The organism is Neptunomonas antarctica, from assembly GCF_001305295.1.
Taxonomy (GTDB): domain Bacteria; phylum Pseudomonadota; class Gammaproteobacteria; order Pseudomonadales; family Balneatricaceae; genus Neptunomonas; species Neptunomonas antarctica.
The window spans coordinates 68,673-83,380 of sequence record NZ_LJSI01000023.1 but is presented as its reverse complement, the minus strand read 5'-3'; the positions used below and the strand labels follow the sequence as shown (position 1 = coordinate 83,380).

15 protein-coding genes are annotated in these 14,708 nt (G+C 47.8%); 5 read left to right on the top strand and 10 right to left on the bottom strand.

Going from position 1 to position 14,708, the window contains the following annotated elements:
* Positions 1–48: 48 nt before the first annotated feature.
* Together Nant_RS04490 and Nant_RS04485 are read left to right on the top strand one after the other, a co-directional pair.
* Positions 49–522 (top strand): Rsd/AlgQ family anti-sigma factor, encoded by a 474-nt coding sequence (locus Nant_RS04490; protein ID WP_054340450.1) that lies wholly within the window; start codon positions 49–51, stop codon positions 520–522.
* Between the two features lie 23 nt (positions 523–545).
* Positions 546–1,526, top strand: a complete 981-nt coding sequence (locus tag Nant_RS04485) for a WD40 repeat domain-containing protein (protein WP_054340449.1) — start codon at positions 546–548, stop codon at positions 1,524–1,526.
* Positions 1,527–1,611: 85 nt separating this feature from the next.
* On the opposite strand, the gene Nant_RS04480 is transcribed toward Nant_RS04485, so the two are convergent.
* Complete coding sequence (locus Nant_RS04480; RefSeq protein WP_054340448.1) at positions 1,612–2,310, bottom strand: BamJ family beta-barrel-assembly machinery protein; 699 nt, start codon at positions 2,308–2,310, stop codon at positions 1,612–1,614.
* 102 nt (positions 2,311–2,412) lie between these two features.
* Entirely contained in the window at positions 2,413–2,904 is a 492-nt protein-coding gene (locus Nant_RS04475; RefSeq protein ID WP_054340447.1) for a TIGR02444 family protein, read from the bottom strand.
* Positions 2,905–2,927: 23 nt separating this feature from the next.
* Here Nant_RS04475 and Nant_RS04470 point away from each other — a divergent pair, with 23 nt between their 5' ends.
* On the top strand, positions 2,928–4,847 hold the full coding sequence (locus Nant_RS04470) for an ATP-binding cassette domain-containing protein (protein ID WP_054340446.1): 1,920 nt from the start codon (positions 2,928–2,930) through the stop codon (positions 4,845–4,847).
* Here Nant_RS04470 and Nant_RS04465 read toward each other — a convergent pair.
* The 8 genes from Nant_RS04465 to Nant_RS04430 form a co-directional block, all read right to left on the bottom strand.
* Positions 4,844–6,157, bottom strand: coding sequence for an HDOD domain-containing protein (locus Nant_RS04465; protein ID WP_054340515.1), 1,314 nt, complete (start codon positions 6,155–6,157; stop codon positions 4,844–4,846). The genes Nant_RS04470 and Nant_RS04465 overlap by 4 nt on opposite strands.
* A 148-nt stretch (positions 6,158–6,305) precedes the next feature.
* Positions 6,306–8,414: a RelA/SpoT family protein gene (locus Nant_RS04460; RefSeq protein WP_054340445.1), complete on the bottom strand. Its 2,109-nt coding sequence runs from the start codon at positions 8,412–8,414 to the stop codon at positions 6,306–6,308.
* Positions 8,415–8,498: 84 nt separating this feature from the next.
* Positions 8,499–8,711 carry a DNA-directed RNA polymerase subunit omega gene (rpoZ, locus tag Nant_RS04455; RefSeq protein ID WP_054340444.1) on the bottom strand — a complete coding sequence of 71 codons (213 nt, stop codon included), beginning with the start codon at positions 8,709–8,711 and terminating at the stop codon, positions 8,499–8,501.
* A gap of 57 nt (positions 8,712–8,768) precedes the next feature.
* On the bottom strand, positions 8,769–9,401 hold the full coding sequence (gene gmk / locus Nant_RS04450) for a guanylate kinase (RefSeq protein WP_054340443.1): 633 nt from the start codon (positions 9,399–9,401) through the stop codon (positions 8,769–8,771).
* Positions 9,402–9,434: 33 nt separating this feature from the next.
* Positions 9,435–10,070, bottom strand: coding sequence for a response regulator transcription factor (locus Nant_RS04445; protein ID WP_054340442.1), 636 nt, complete (start codon positions 10,068–10,070; stop codon positions 9,435–9,437).
* Positions 10,063–11,280 (bottom strand): ATP-binding protein, encoded by a 1,218-nt coding sequence (locus Nant_RS04440; RefSeq protein ID WP_054340441.1) that lies wholly within the window; start codon positions 11,278–11,280, stop codon positions 10,063–10,065. Before Nant_RS04440 ends, Nant_RS04445 begins: the two co-directional genes overlap by 8 nt.
* A gap of 48 nt (positions 11,281–11,328) precedes the next feature.
* On the bottom strand, positions 11,329–11,874 hold the full coding sequence (locus tag Nant_RS04435) for a hydrolase (protein WP_054340440.1): 546 nt from the start codon (positions 11,872–11,874) through the stop codon (positions 11,329–11,331).
* A gap of 24 nt (positions 11,875–11,898) precedes the next feature.
* Positions 11,899–12,330, bottom strand: a complete 432-nt coding sequence (locus tag Nant_RS04430) for a MaoC family dehydratase (protein WP_054340514.1) — start codon at positions 12,328–12,330, stop codon at positions 11,899–11,901.
* A 158-nt stretch (positions 12,331–12,488) separates the two neighbouring features.
* Between Nant_RS04430 and Nant_RS04425 the strand changes: the two genes are divergently transcribed.
* Positions 12,489–13,916, top strand: a complete 1,428-nt coding sequence (locus tag Nant_RS04425; protein WP_054340439.1) for a malonyl-CoA decarboxylase — start codon at positions 12,489–12,491, stop codon at positions 13,914–13,916.
* 32 nt (positions 13,917–13,948) lie between these two features.
* Positions 13,949–14,692 (top strand): acetoacetyl-CoA reductase, encoded by a 744-nt coding sequence (gene phbB / locus Nant_RS04420; RefSeq protein ID WP_054340438.1) that lies wholly within the window; start codon positions 13,949–13,951, stop codon positions 14,690–14,692.
* Positions 14,693–14,708 lie beyond the last annotated feature (16 nt).

Sequence of the window (14,708 nt, the reverse complement as noted above, 5' to 3'; positions counted from 1 at the left end):
GTCGCTTAGTATTAGTATTAAATCATATTAACGAATAAGGATTCGATTATGTTAGAAAAATGCCAAAGTGCACACGAACGCTGGGGTGGTGTCAGTAGCATTATCGATCACTGGCTAGATGACAGGCAGAAGCTGATCAGTAAATTTGTATCACTACCTTCTGTTGAAGTCCGGGAAATAGAAGGGAAAATCGAATCTTTCTGTACAACCATGATGGATTATTTATCGTCAGGACATTTCGAAGTCTATGAACAGCTACTCCACGAAGGTAGCGAATTTAATGACGGCAGCCTGGAAGAAGCACAAAAGATTTTTCCACGGATTCAACCTACAACGGATGCTGCTCTCGATTTCAATGATAATTTTGCTTCTCTTAAAAACCCGACAGTACAGCAAATCAGGGAGTTTTCGTTTCAGCTCTCAACGCTAGGGGAAAATCTGGAAGAACGTTTCGCCTTAGAAGATCAGCTAATTGAGATACTGCACACCGCACACCGCGATACAGTCATGGTTGGGGCATAGTGAGGCATAGGATAGGCTCAGTGATGTTTAAACGATCACTCCGGCTATTAGCTATTCCTTTGCTGGTAAGTACATTAGCGGCGTGCGACCAGGCTAATACGCCTACTACCTTTTTTGAATACGCAACACTGGGCGCTTTCAGTGCTGATATTTCGGCAGATGGACATTACGCAGTAATAGGTTCGCAGCAAGAAGGGGGCAGCCTTTGGGATATCCAGAAGAATGCGCGTCTGTTTGACTGGAATCACCGCCAAGGTGAACTCTCCATCATTGCTGAGTCCGGCTTCTCCCCCGAAGCCAATTTTGCGGTTACCGCCACACAGCAGGATCTGGTTCTCTGGCACACATTAACCGGGCAACCGGAATGGTTCTGGAGCTCCCCCGGAGAAATACTGGATTTGGCTCTGTCTTCAGAGGGCGATTATGCACTCTTAGGCCTGAGCAATCATGAAGCCGTGTATTTTGATATTAAAAATGGCGGAGTGCGTCAAAAATTGCGCCACCAGGGACGTGTGCGAAGCGTTGCGTTAAGCGCCGATAGGCACATTGCATTAACCGGTTCCGACGATTACCAAACAACAGCGTGGAACATGGACACTGGCGAGCCTCTGCATCAGATATCACTTGATAATATAATCGATGTTGTCGCCCTGTCTCCCAACGGCCAACTCGCCTTTAGCGCGAGTAATCTCGACAAAGCTATTATCTGGGATACCGAAACGGGTGAAATTCGCCAGACACTATCTGGCACTGAAGGTTTTTTCCCAAAGCGCGTTAGCTATGTTGCGGCACGCTTTTCGCAAAACAGCGCTCAGCTACTGACAGGAACAGCCGCCGGCCTGATTCAATTATGGGATAGCGCGACAGGCGAAGAACTGAAAAGCTGGCGTGCCCACAAACGTGATGCCTACGGGCCCACCAGCACCAGCATTTATTCGGTTGGCTTTGGTTCCGGTGAATATTACGCGATTGGCTCTAATGGCATCATGAATGTTCTGAAATAAAAGACTTTGAGATAAACAGCTCTGACATCAAAATGGCCGCATCAGCGGCCATTTTCATCTAAAACACACCATAAGAGATGCGTGTTTATTCCGGAGCGGGATTAACTTCTAATAGCTCTACTTCAAACAACAGTGTTGAGTTAGGGCCTATAGCATTACCCATACCACCCGGGCCGTAAGCCAGCGCAGCAGGAATCGCCAAATTCGCTTTACCGCCTTCTTTCATCAGCTGCAGACCTTCAGTCCAACCCGGAATAACGCCGTTAAGCGGGAAAGATACGGGCTCATTACGTGCATAAGAGCTGTCAAATTCAGTACCATCCATCAAGGTACCGCGATAATGAACTTTAACGGTGTCAGTAACCGTTGGTTGCTTACCGGTACCCGCCTGAGTTTCTTCATACTGCAAACCACTTTCGGTTGTCGTAACGCCCGATTTCTTACCATTTTCTGTCAGAAACTTCTGGCCTTTATCAAGATTATCCTGCGCCAACTGAGCTATCTGCTGACGCTGCTCTTCCTGTTTTTTCATCTGGAACGCCTGCATGGTTTCACCTACTTGCTGCGAATCCATTAACGGCGTAGTGCCTTTATAAACAGCTTTAATACCCTCCTGAAAAGCTTCCAGATCCATTGTTTCCAGATCCAACTTCAGCTTTTCACCTAATACCAAGCCCAAACTGTAACTTACTTTTTGATCATCGGTTTTTAATTCAAAAGCCTGAGCGAGCGGCATTACAACCAAAGAACTTGCCACAGCCATGGCCATTAATGTTTTTTTCATGCTGTTCCCTTACTCCTGAGATCGTGTATATGTGCGTTAATAAATGCATTCGTTGCGGCATTAGTGCCTGATTAGACCGCAAAGTTCAAAGAGAAGCCAATCTTATCCCAGGATTGACATCTGACGACCTAAACTGGCTAATAAGTCATACAATTCAACGTCAACCGGAAACTGTTTGTCTGATATCAACTGTGTCAGATTTTCCACCATTAACGTCTCTGTAGATTCACCAGCGCCAGAGCACTCCCCCGCCAGTATATAAAGGTAGGCCAGCTCTATTTTTTCGGCTTCCAGCTCCGCCTGTCGCATCGCCTTATAAAAACTGGCGAAGGCGGGTTCACTGCTATGATCACCACGAACCTGATACCTCAATGCCCGTAATGGATGCGTGATGTCGTTCTGCCACTGCCCTGCAGCACTGTGTTTCAAAGCTAAAATATTGATCGGCTTATGCTGCGTCGCTAACCAGCCGGCAAACAATAACCGGTTAATACTCATTCCATAATCATTTTGTAGGGTCAAACAGCACTGTTCGACCTCGGAATGTGAATAAACTTTCAACGCAAACGCCCAAAGAGGATTTTGTAATTGCATAGCTATGGTAGAATCTCGCGCCTATGATTAAGTTATCTAAACTCAGCTTACACCGTGGCACTCAGTTTTTACTAGAGCTAGCCGACCTAACTATCTATCCCGGTTGGAAAGTAGGGATTATCGGCGCCAATGGCGTGGGTAAGTCCAGCTTATTCAAATTACTCCTGGGAGAGTTGCAACCGGATGCCGGCGACTGTTACCTGCCTCCTCATCTCACCATTGCCCACATGGCGCAGGAAGTCACGGCGAATAATCGCAGCGTGCTCGATTATGTGCTGGATGGCGATAAAGAGTTACGCCGGATTGAGCACGCACTCGTGCAGGCCGAAGCCAACGGCGCTAATGACCAACTAGGTGAGCTACATGCCGAATTGGACGCCATAGAAGGCTACAGCGCGTCTGCTCGTGGACAGCAACTCTTAGCCGGCCTGGGCTTCACGATGGCTGATATGCAGAAAGAGGTCAAAGCACTGTCAGGCGGCTGGAGGATTCGTCTGAATCTGGCGCAGGCATTAATGTGTCGTTCAGACATTCTGCTATTAGATGAGCCGACCAACCATTTAGATCTCGATGCTACACTGTGGCTTGAACAGTGGCTGAAAAACTACCCGGGAACCTTGCTGCTTATCTCGCATGACAGGGACTTTCTCGACCAGGTCGTCACCCATATTACGCATATGTTTCAGCAACAGCTGATCATGTATAAAGGCCAGTACAGCGCGTTTGAACGTGCGAAAGCAGAACGCCTGTCACAGCAACAAGCGCAGTTCGAGAAACAGCAGTTGCGAATTGCCGAGATTGAACAGTTTGTGCGTCGCTTTAAGGCCAAAGCCTCTAAAGCAAAACAAGCACAAAGCCGGGTCAAAGAACTGGAACGCATGGAGCAGATTTCAGCCGCTCACATCGATAGTCCGTTTAGTTTTCGTTTTGACAGCAGCGACAAGGTCTCCAACCCTCTACTATCGCTACGCAAAGCAGACTGTGGTTACGCCAATAGCCCTATCCTGAAAAATATATCACTGACGTTAGTTCCCGGCTCACGGATTGGTTTGCTCGGCCCGAACGGCGCAGGGAAGTCGACCCTGATCAAAACACTGGTCGGCGATTTACCTCAGATCTGTGGCGAACGTAATACCGGAGAGCATCTGCGGGTAGGCTACTTTGCACAGCATCAGCTTGAAGCTCTGGATCTGGAAGCATCGCCTTTACTGCATATTATGCGCATATCACCTCAGGCCACCGACCAGGAAGTCCGCAACTACCTAGGCTCCTTCGGTTTCTTTGGCAATGATGCGCTGGCGCCGGTAAAGCGCTTCTCCGGCGGAGAAAAAGCGCGCGTCGCCCTAGCGCTCATCGCATGGCAAAAACCCAATCTGCTATTGCTTGATGAACCTACCAACCATCTGGATCTCGAAGTACGCCACGCTCTGACGATGGCCATGCAGAACTTCGAAGGCGCAGTCATTTTAGTCTCCCACGATCGCCACTTACTACGTAATACGGTCGATGAGTTTTTACTGGTAGCTAACGGACGCGTCGAGGATTTTCCTGGCGATCTGGATGATTACCAAAAATGGCTGGTAGACCAGCGCCGCTCTGAACAACAAAGCAGCGAACCAGATAACCGCGAAAACCGCTCCCTCTCTGCCACTGAACGCAAAGATCAAAAACGTGAAGCAGCAGAACTACGTAAAACGCTAAGCCCCTTAAAGAATAAAGTCGGCAAGCTGGAGCAGCAACTGGAAACGCTTCACACTAAACTGGCAGCCGTTGAAATACTGCTAAGTGATAGTAGCCTTTACGACACTGAGAATAAGGGAAAATTGAAGGAAATACTGTCTAGCCAAATCCAGTTCAAGCAATTGATAGATGAAACGGAAATGATATGGATGGAGCAACTGGAGCACTTAGAAACGCTGGAACAAACACTCGCGGCCGATTAGTGGTCTGCGAGTGAATGAGTGAACTCCAGCAAGCTTTCACTATCAACCTGCATCAATTCGACCTCTGCGGTAATCTCGGCCTGAGTCAGGCCTGTTCGTACTAACACCTCTGGGTTCAGTACGTGATCCACAGGACCATCAGCCAAACCACTCTGTCGCAGCGCATGATTTGCCAGATGTATCACCTGTGAATAAGCATCCGCTTTGGAATTCAGCGGATCATTGAGATATCTAATCCCATTAAACACCTCTTCCGGTAGCGACCAACTCTCCATTAACCAGGCACCCACCTGCTCACGCGTCACATGTAAAATATGCTTTTCTATATAATCCAATCGCAAATGAGGGTTGGCTTCGATATAACGGGATAACAATGAAAAATGCGGCGGAAACAGATGCGCTAACACGATATAGCCAAAATTGTGCAACAGCCCAGCCAGATAAACAAGACCAGGCTTAGGCCTGATATCATTACTCATTTTTTTCGCCAGACGTTCAGCCAGTGTCGCCGTATAAACAGCCTGTTGCCAATACGGTGTTTGGTTTCGGGGTGTGTCATCAGGTAACGACAGTGTTTTTCCCATCGCGATTCCCAATGCCAGATTCACCACCAAATCAAATCCCAGTACGCGGATAATTGCATCATCTATCGATTGAATGCTACCTGGCGCGGCATAGTAGGGCGATACAGACCAACTCATTACCTGTGCTGACAAACTGGGGTCAACCTTAACCACGGGAACTAAACGATCGACACCTGCCGCATCATCAGAACGTAGCATAATAATCTTCTGGGTCGTAGGCGCCAAACTAGGTAAACCCAGGGTATCTTCCAGACGTTGACGAATTCTTAGTGCAGTGAAACGTTCAACAGCGTGAGAAATCACAGTTTCGTCATCACCGCTTGGCTGTACTTTATCAATATCAGAAAGACTGACACCTAACCGTAACGAACGCATACCGGCCATATACCAGGAACGATTCGCGCTAAAGCGCAGTCCGCTATAAGGCTCAATAATATTAAGCGTATCCAGAGCTTCACACTTTACATCAATGAAAACAGGCAGAGAGAACAGCTTTTTCTGCCCTCCTTCCGTTAATAGCTTTTCCTGACTAAAGAATCGTTTTACATCATCCCCTTTCACCGGTTGCAGATGCCGCTCAGTGTCACGCCAGATACTCACCAGATTAAGCAGCACAGTAGCCGGAAGCAAAACTAAGACCTTGCCAACATTATCGTGCAGTAACACCAAACGAACATCGTTTGCCTGCCCTGCAACTTCTCCTAATGTATTTACACCTATGGCCAAATCCACTCCCTCCGGTAGAGACTTACTTAATCACATTAACAAGATAGCTTTACCCGTTAGAATATAGGCAAGTAGCTTAATTAGTCACCTAATATGGCACTATGTAAACTTTCATGCAAAAGATATTCCCATTAGAAAATCATTCTTATCAAAGACGGGTAACACGCGTCACTGCAAGTAACGCTCTGAGCTTTTTAATCGCACGGGCAAGATGTATCCGATCAGTCACCGCAATCTCCATATCCACTGTGGCCAACTGCCCCTCTTTTTCACCCATATCAATTCTCAGGATATTTGCACCGGTTGCAGACACAGCTGTAGCGAGGCTGGCAATCACCCCCCGGTGAGAAGCCACTTCCAACTTCAGCATCACCGTGAACTCGTCATCCGTTACATCCGACCATTCCAGATAAATACACTTTTCAGGGTCATCACGCATATAACGAATATTACGGCATTCTGTGCGGTGAACAACCAGCCCCCGACCACTACTGACACGCCCGATAATCTGATCGCCTGAAATAGGATGGCAGCATTTACCATACTGAACAACCAACCCTTCGGTGCCCTGAACAGCGATGGGTTTCTGCCTTTTAAGCGGATCACCCACGCTATCATCAGGCTTGAGTTTACGCGCAACTACATAGGCCATTCGATTACCCATGCCGATATCTTCCAACAGATCATCAATCGATTTGAAACTTGCACCTTGAAGCAACGTCTGTAGTTTTTCAGCATCAATCTCGTCAACCGAGATACCGTAATTTCCTAAAAACTGATTTAGCAGTCGACGCCCTAGTTCAACAGATTCATGGCGTTGCTGATTTTTAAGGAAATGACGAATACTGGAACGCGCTTTACCCGTGACTACAAAATTTAGCCATGCCATATTCGGCTGGGCACTGCGTGTCGTTATAATTTCAACGGTTTCACCACTTTCCAATGGCTCAGATAGCGGCGCTAAACGTCGATTAATACGACAGGAAACGCAGGAGTTTCCAACATCGGTGTGCACCGCATAAGCAAAATCTACCGGTGTAGCCCCCCTCGGCAATTCCAGAATGCGGCCTTTAGGGGTAAACACATAAACTTCATCAGGAAACAGGTCTTTTTTAACATTCTCGATAAACTCCATCGAGTCACCCGCCCGCTTTTGCATTTCCAGCAGGCCCTGCACCCATTTACGGGCCCGGTTATAAGACCCGACGGCACTATCTGAATCGCCATAGACTTTATAATGGCTATGCTCAGCAATCCCCAGAGAAGCCACCGCATCCATTTCGCGGGTGCGAATCTGCACCTCTATGGTGATATCCCTGGCACCAAACAATTCAGTATGCAGTGACTGATAACCGTTGGCTTTAGGTATCGCAATGTAGTCTTTGAAACGCCCGTGTACGGGCTTATATAAATTATGCACAGCACCCAGAATGCGATAGCACTCATCTACTGTGTCAGTCACTATTCGAAAAGCAAAGACATCCATGATTTCAGCAAAGGATTTGCGCTGTGCTTTCATTTTTGAATAGATACTATAAAGATGTTTTTCACGGCCAGTCACAATACCCGGCAATTTTTCCTGAGCAAGACGCTGACGAATGGCTTCTTCAATAGAACTGATTACATCCTTACGCTGCCCGCGCGCCTGAACGACGGCGCGGCGGATATACTTGGCACGCATTGGATAAAACGATTGAAATGCCAGATCTTCCAACTCTACCTGCAGATCCCGCATACCGAGACGTGCGGCTACGGGCGCATAAATATCCATGGTTTCACGAGCAATACGGCGCTGCTTTACCGGAGGCATGGCACCCAACGTGCGCATATTGTGTAACCGGTCGGCCAACTTAACCAGAATAACGCGAATATCTTCCGCCATGGCCAACACCATTTTCTGGAAATTTTCGGCCTGCGCTTCCGCTTTAGTTTCGAATTCGAGATGAGTCAGCTTGGAAACGCCATCAACAATATCAGCCACAGATGTGCCAAATTGCTTTTCAATGCCGTCATAATTGATATCGGTGTCTTCAATAACATCATGCAACATGGCCGCCATCAAGCTTTGATGGTCCATATGCATGGTGGCAAGAATACCGGAAACCGCCAACGGGTGAGTCACATAGGGCTCACCACTTTTACGACGCTGACCATCATGCGCCTGTTCAGCATAAAAATAGGCACGACGAACATCCTTGATCTGTAATAGATCAAGATATTCAGCTAATCGGTCAGAAAGGGAATCAATCGTTGGCATTATTCCTCCATTGCATTCGCGTTAGTAATAACTTACCCACTAATGCTTCCTGATGGAACAATGCCCGATTAAAAAATGAGGTATTTATCGCTGAGGGATTTCGTCCAGGATAGACGCATCGATCAAACCTTCGGCTATTTCACGTAGTGCTACAACGGTATCCTTATCGTTTTCACGATCTACCTTCGGCTCTTTACCACCTGTTGCCAACTGACGTGCGCGCTTTGCTGCAACCATAACCAACTCAAAACGGTTATCTACATTGTCCAGACAATCTTCAACTGTGACACGTGCCATGCTAAACCTCAAAAATTTGATGTGATCGGAAGAACCGGAAATTTTACTCCACACTATTCATACTGACAAGAGATCATTCAGCAAATCCGCATATCGAGTTCGCTGATTCAGCAATTTGAGCTTCTGGGCTGTCAGTACAGCCTGCAATTGTGCCAGTGCGACGCTAAAATCGTCATTAATCACCACATAATCAAACTCGGCATAATGCCGCATTTCACTCGCCGCCTGAGACATCCGTAAATCAATAACATCGTCAGCATCCTGACCACGTCCGGTTAAACGCTTACGCAGTTCACTTTGTGAAGGAGGTAAAATAAAAATAGAGACGGCATCAGGCATTAACTGTCGGACCTGAGCAGCACCTTGCCAGTCTATTTCAAGGATCACATCAACACCTTGCCGCAACTCGCTTTCAACCCACACACGCGAAGTACCGTATTTATTGGTAAAAACATCGGCATATTCCAGAAACTGGTTATCCGCAATCAAGCTATCGAACCAATCCATGGTGACAAAATTATAATCCACTCCATCCTGCTCTCCTGAGCGCATAGCGCGCGTCGTGTGAGAAACAGAAACCCGTACCCGCTGATCTTTATCGCGGCTATCTTCCAGCAATGCTTTTACCAAGCTGGTTTTACCTGCCCCGGAAGGCGCCGAAATAATATAAAGAGTACCTTTAACGCTCATATAGCTCTCACACTTAAATGCTTAGAAAATGTTTTAATTTTGCCCGAATTTTGTAACCAAACCCAGCGCTACGGACATTTGAATCAGCTCAGATAGTGAACTCACCTGCATTTTAGCCATCATGTGTGATCGATGCCCTTCAACAGTTTTACGGCTAATGCCCAAATGATCAGCGATATCCTGATTCGCCTGCCCCACCACCACACCTTCAAAAACCTGACGTTCCCGTTTAGTCAGGCGCTGATAATCGCAATGAACATTACGCATCGTAGCGGCATGACGCCAACTATTCTGATCCTGCACCAACGCCTGCTGCACATGATCAATTAACGTCTTATCATTGAACGGTTTCTGGAGAAAAGTGAGCGCCCCCTGAGTCATCGCCGTGACCGCCATATCCACATCCGCATGCCCTGAAATCATAATCAACGGGAGATTGATATTGCGACCTGCTAATGCTTTCTGCGCACGTAAACCACTCATACCGGGCATACGTACATCCATCAGAATACAGCCCCGGGCATCGACGGGACACTTATCCAGAAACTCTTGTGCGGTCTCATAAGTGACGGCATGCAAGCCAACCGACGCCAACAGCCACTGCAATGAGTCACGAACATCGGCATCATCATCGACAATAAAAATACGTTGTAATGGTTCGTTACTCATCCCGCTCCTCAGTTGACGGCACACGTAATAAGGGCAAAGGTAAACAGACCCGAAATACAGCCCCGCCGTCGGGCAAATTCTCAGCAGTAAGCTGCCCACCGTGCGCTTCTACTAACGAACGACTGATAGACAGCCCCATCCCTAACCCTCGCGCTTTGGTTGAATAAAACTGCTCAAACAACTGTTCAACATCTCCGCCGATGCCTTCACCCTGATCAAAAACGGAAAGTATAACCTGTTCGTGATTCAGCAGAGAAGCCTCAATCCAAACCGTTAACGGCATATCGCCCGGTTCAGAGTGGCTGGATTCAATAGCATTCAGAATAAGATTAAGGAGCACCTGTTCCAGCTGCACTCTGTCAGCCATCACCATAGGTAAAACCTGTACAGTTCGGTTTTCCAGTACCACGTTATGCTGTTCCGCTGTGCTACTACAAAATCCGATCAGATCATTGATCAAACCATACAGATCCAGAGATTCCCGCACAGGTTCCTGCTTACGTGCAAAATCCATCATCCGGTGCAGAATCTCACCGGCTCTTAATGCTGTCGCTGTTATACGCTGCAATACCGGCGTCATATCTTCAAGGGAAAGGGGTTCTTTTGCGGCTAAGCGCCGCTCTATTCCGCGCGCATAATTAACAATAGCGGTTAACGGCTGATTCAGTTCATGCGCCAACCCTGACGCCATCTCTCCCATGGAAACCAGACGCGACGCACGATTCAGCTCTTTTTGATACTGCAGCATGCGCACTTCAGCTTCTATTCTGCGACTCACATCCCGCGATACGACAAGCGTCTCTTTTAACTCGCCGGTTGTCGTATCACGAATCGAGCGGCTCGTACTTTCCAGCCAGGTATAATGCCCATCTTTACAACGAAACCGATAAGTATGGGTATAAAATCCCTTATCGTAGAAAACACTTGGGCGACGCTGCTTAAAGTCTTCTACTTCATCGGGATGATACAACTCATAAGCCGACATGCCGATGATCTCCTCGACGCTATATCCCAGCAGATGCGTAACCGCCGGGGAAGCGTAGATAAAGCGCCATTCATCCGGCGTATGGCGCGATATCATGTCGGTAGACTGCTCAGCCATTTCAGCCAACAAGCGATTGCGTTCAGCATCATCTGTCAGGGCGCCGAGCCCCTGCTGCGACGTGGAAGATTGTTGCTTGATGAGCGAACCCCTCTGACTCAGTATCATTCACCCCCTATCATACCAAAAGACGGGCACTTGTCAGAGAGGCGTTTGTCAGCGCAGAAATTTCTTACTGAACAACTTAAACCCTTCAGCATCCGAGCGGCGAAGCCATTCAAAACCTACCATTTCACGGGTAATGATTTTGATGCCTTCGTCACGCATCCGGGCAATCGCATAGTCGGTATCTTTTGGATGACGGGCTGAAATAGCATCGGCCACAACAAACACCTGCTTACCCATCGCTTTAAAGCTCATTGCGCTCTGCAACACGCAGGCATGTGCTTCCATTCCGCAAAGAACGACCTGATCTTGCGAAATTGACGCCAATTTGTCCTGAAACTGCGGCGCATCAACACAAGAGAAAAAAGTTTTTCCGATAAACTGATCCTGACCTACACGTTCACGCAACCCGTCTGCGGTGGGACCAACGCCTTCTGGATACTGCTCTGTCCCATACACCGGAATATCCAATGCTTGTGCGAGCTCCACCAGCGAATCACAATACTGAACCAACTGCTCACCCTCATAAATACCAGGTAACAGGCGCGCTTGAACGTCAATTACAATCAGGCACGAGTTTTCTTTTTGTAGCATCATCTTAGCTCTCCTAAACTTAGTTCCCTAAACAGGACGACGATCAACCATGTTAGTCGCAACACCTTCTGCCACTACCTTACCTTTCACGTAACACACCGTTTGCAGCGTAACACGGCGCCGCTGATGGTTAATATCAGTCACCGTGGCCATCGCGGTTACCGTATCGCCAATATACACAGGTGCTTTAAAACTCAGCTGCTGATCTACATAGATTGCACCGGGCCCCGGCAAACGCGTTCCGAGCACAGCAGAGATAAGTGCGGCACTGAACATGCCGTGTACGATGCGTTCTTTAAACGGGGTTTGGGCCGCATATTCGGCATTGATATGCACCGGATTATCATCACCGGAGATACCGGCAAACAGTACTACATCTGCTTCGGTAATGGTTTTTGCATAACTGGCTGACTGCCCAATTTCTAAATCTTCAAGATAAAAGCCGTGTAGATCCTGCATAAATACTCTCTGCATCATCATGTTTTCGTTATTGATTGCTATCAACCTAATGGTTTTACCCAACAAAACCAAGTACTAACCCTTGGTTTTGTTGTTTTATTTTGTTACTTTGTGGATAGTAAGCACGATCCGTCCCTTTTCATTAAACGAGGTGAAGCATGGAGAGCACGTCAAATAGCGGCTTCCTGGAACGCACATTGAGTCATTTACGGCTCGCATGGCGGGACGTAACGGATAATCGAACAACACTCGAACAACTCAACTTATCCGCTACATTAAGCAGCGATGATGAAGTTATACTCAGAGAATGGATTGATCATTGTCTTGCAGATAAAGGCGGAGAAGTGGCAGCACGCGCCCGTGCAGCCACCTTAGGAAAAAGCTACCTTGAGTTAAATCCAACCGGACAACAACGCTTTCTCTCTATTCTTGCGTTGCATTACGATACCAATGCAGCGGATGTTGAACAGCATATCGCCCTCTGGCAAGCGTCATCTGATGACAACCGCGCCGAAGCCGCCCGCCAACTTCGAAAAGTACTCGAACCGCCAAGAACGAAGCTCCTGACGCTTTTCAATGAACTCCCCGAAGGGATCAAGTTTTTGGTCGACATGCGGGCTCAGATACTCACGTTAAAAAACCAGCACCCCGAATTAAAACCGCTGGAAGCCGATCTGAAACGTCTACTGATCAGCTGGTTTGATATCGGCTTACTGCAGCTAGAGCAGATCAATTGGAACTCCAGTGCAGAGTTACTGGAAAAACTGATCGCTTATGAAGCCGTGCATGCCATCAAAAGCTGGGACGACTTAAAAAACCGACTGGACTCCGACCGTCGCTGCTTTGCCTTCTTTCACCCCAACATGCCTAACGAGCCGCTTATTTTCGTAGAAGTGGCACTCGTGAAAGGCCTTTCAGACAACGTCCAGACGTTGCTGGATGAAGCGGCACCCGTAGGCGATATTAATCACGCAGATACGGCTATTTTTTACTCTATATCCAACGCGCAACGAGGACTGGCCGGGATTAGCTTCGGTAATTTCCTTATCAAACGGGTTGTTACAAAATTACAGCATGATTTCCCACATGTGAAACAGTTCGCCACGTTATCCCCGATTCCCGGTCTGATGCGCTGGATCCATCAGCAATCGCCTACAGAACTCGAACAACTACCCGGCGGTAAGATCTTGTTATCTAAGGGACTGTTGTCTCAGGCACCGTTATCACAAACACAGCCACCTCACACACAGCTGCAGCCACTGACGCTAACCCTAGCGCAGCGGGATGATTCCTACCTACGTGCAGAACTGAGCAAGCTGGCAGCTTACTATCTGGCTAAAGCGGAAAGAGCCGGAGGCACTACTGCTGATTCGGTGACTCATTTTCACCTGAGCAACGGCGCCCAGATCGCTCAATTAAACTGGATGGCGGATACCTCGAACAATGGTTTGAGCCAATCGGCAGGCTTCATGGTGAACTATCTATACGACCTGCCTCACATTGAAGAGCGAAGCCAGGCTTATAGCAGTGAAGGAATCCGCCACCTTTCTGCTTCGATTAAAACACTACTCAATCACAAACCTTAATACGCATTTACTCAAAATATAAGGATAAAAAGATGACTCAACGAATTGCCATCGTCACTGGCGCTAACGGAGGACTGGGCGAATCAATGTGTAAAGCACTCATTGAACAGGGCCGTAAGGTTATTGGAACTTTTGCGCTCGGCCATGAGGCTGCAGCCGCCACCTGGCAGGAGGAGATGAAGCAACAAGGCTTCGATATCACCATGAAAGCCGTTGATGTCTGCGACTATAGCGACTGTAAACGCTTGCTGGAGGAAATTGAGCGCACAGAGGGTCACATTGATATTTTGGTGAATAATGCAGGTATTACCCGTGACGCACCGCTGAAAAAAATGCAACCCGAGCAATGGCAGGCGGTTATCCAAACGAACCTGAACTCTATGTTTAATATGTGCCAGCCAGTCTTTGAAGCGATGTGTAACCGTGGCTGGGGCCGCATCGTTAATATCTCTTCGTTAAATGGCGAAAAGGGTCAATTCGGACAAGCCAACTACTCTGCAGCAAAAGCCGGAATTTATGGTTTTACCAAAGCCATTGCTCAGGAAGGTGCTAAAAAAGGTGTTACCGTGAATGCCGTATCACCTGGCTACATTGATACACCGATGGTACGCCAGGTACCTGAAAAAGTTCTGAACAGTATCGTAGCAGGCATCCCGGTCGGACGCCTGGGTCAGCCAGCAGAGGTCGCACGTGCAGTAGCCTTCCTGACAGCCGATGATGCCGGGTTTATTACGGGCACCAACATGTCGGTTAATGGTGGCCAGTATATGGCGTAAACATTCGCTTTATGAT

What these genes read in the sequence shown, in the direction of transcription:
- Nant_RS04490 (WP_054340450.1), top strand. Translation starts at nt 49, where the DNA reads ATGTTAGAAAAATGCCAAAGTGCACACGAACGCTGGGGTGGTGTCAGT.
- Nant_RS04485 (WP_054340449.1), top strand. Translation starts at nt 546, where the DNA reads ATGTTTAAACGATCACTCCGGCTATTAGCTATTCCTTTGCTGGTAAGT.
- Nant_RS04480 (WP_054340448.1), bottom strand. Translation starts at nt 2,310, where the DNA reads ATGAAAAAAACATTAATGGCCATGGCTGTGGCAAGTTCTTTGGTTGTA.
- Nant_RS04475 (WP_054340447.1), bottom strand. Translation starts at nt 2,904, where the DNA reads ATGCAATTACAAAATCCTCTTTGGGCGTTTGCGTTGAAAGTTTATTCA.
- Nant_RS04470 (WP_054340446.1), top strand. Translation starts at nt 2,928, where the DNA reads ATGATTAAGTTATCTAAACTCAGCTTACACCGTGGCACTCAGTTTTTA.
- Nant_RS04460 (WP_054340445.1), bottom strand. Translation starts at nt 8,414, where the DNA reads ATGCCAACGATTGATTCCCTTTCTGACCGATTAGCTGAATATCTTGAT.
- rpoZ (WP_054340444.1), bottom strand. Translation starts at nt 8,711, where the DNA reads ATGGCACGTGTCACAGTTGAAGATTGTCTGGACAATGTAGATAACCGT.
- gmk (WP_054340443.1), bottom strand. Translation starts at nt 9,401, where the DNA reads ATGAGCGTTAAAGGTACTCTTTATATTATTTCGGCGCCTTCCGGGGCA.
- Nant_RS04445 (WP_054340442.1), bottom strand. Translation starts at nt 10,070, where the DNA reads ATGAGTAACGAACCATTACAACGTATTTTTATTGTCGATGATGATGCC.
- Nant_RS04440 (WP_054340441.1), bottom strand. Translation starts at nt 11,280, where the DNA reads ATGATACTGAGTCAGAGGGGTTCGCTCATCAAGCAACAATCTTCCACG.
- Nant_RS04435 (WP_054340440.1), bottom strand. Translation starts at nt 11,874, where the DNA reads ATGATGCTACAAAAAGAAAACTCGTGCCTGATTGTAATTGACGTTCAA.
- Nant_RS04430 (WP_054340514.1), bottom strand. Translation starts at nt 12,330, where the DNA reads ATGCAGGATCTACACGGCTTTTATCTTGAAGATTTAGAAATTGGGCAG.
- Nant_RS04425 (WP_054340439.1), top strand. Translation starts at nt 12,489, where the DNA reads ATGGAGAGCACGTCAAATAGCGGCTTCCTGGAACGCACATTGAGTCAT.
- phbB (WP_054340438.1), top strand. Translation starts at nt 13,949, where the DNA reads ATGACTCAACGAATTGCCATCGTCACTGGCGCTAACGGAGGACTGGGC.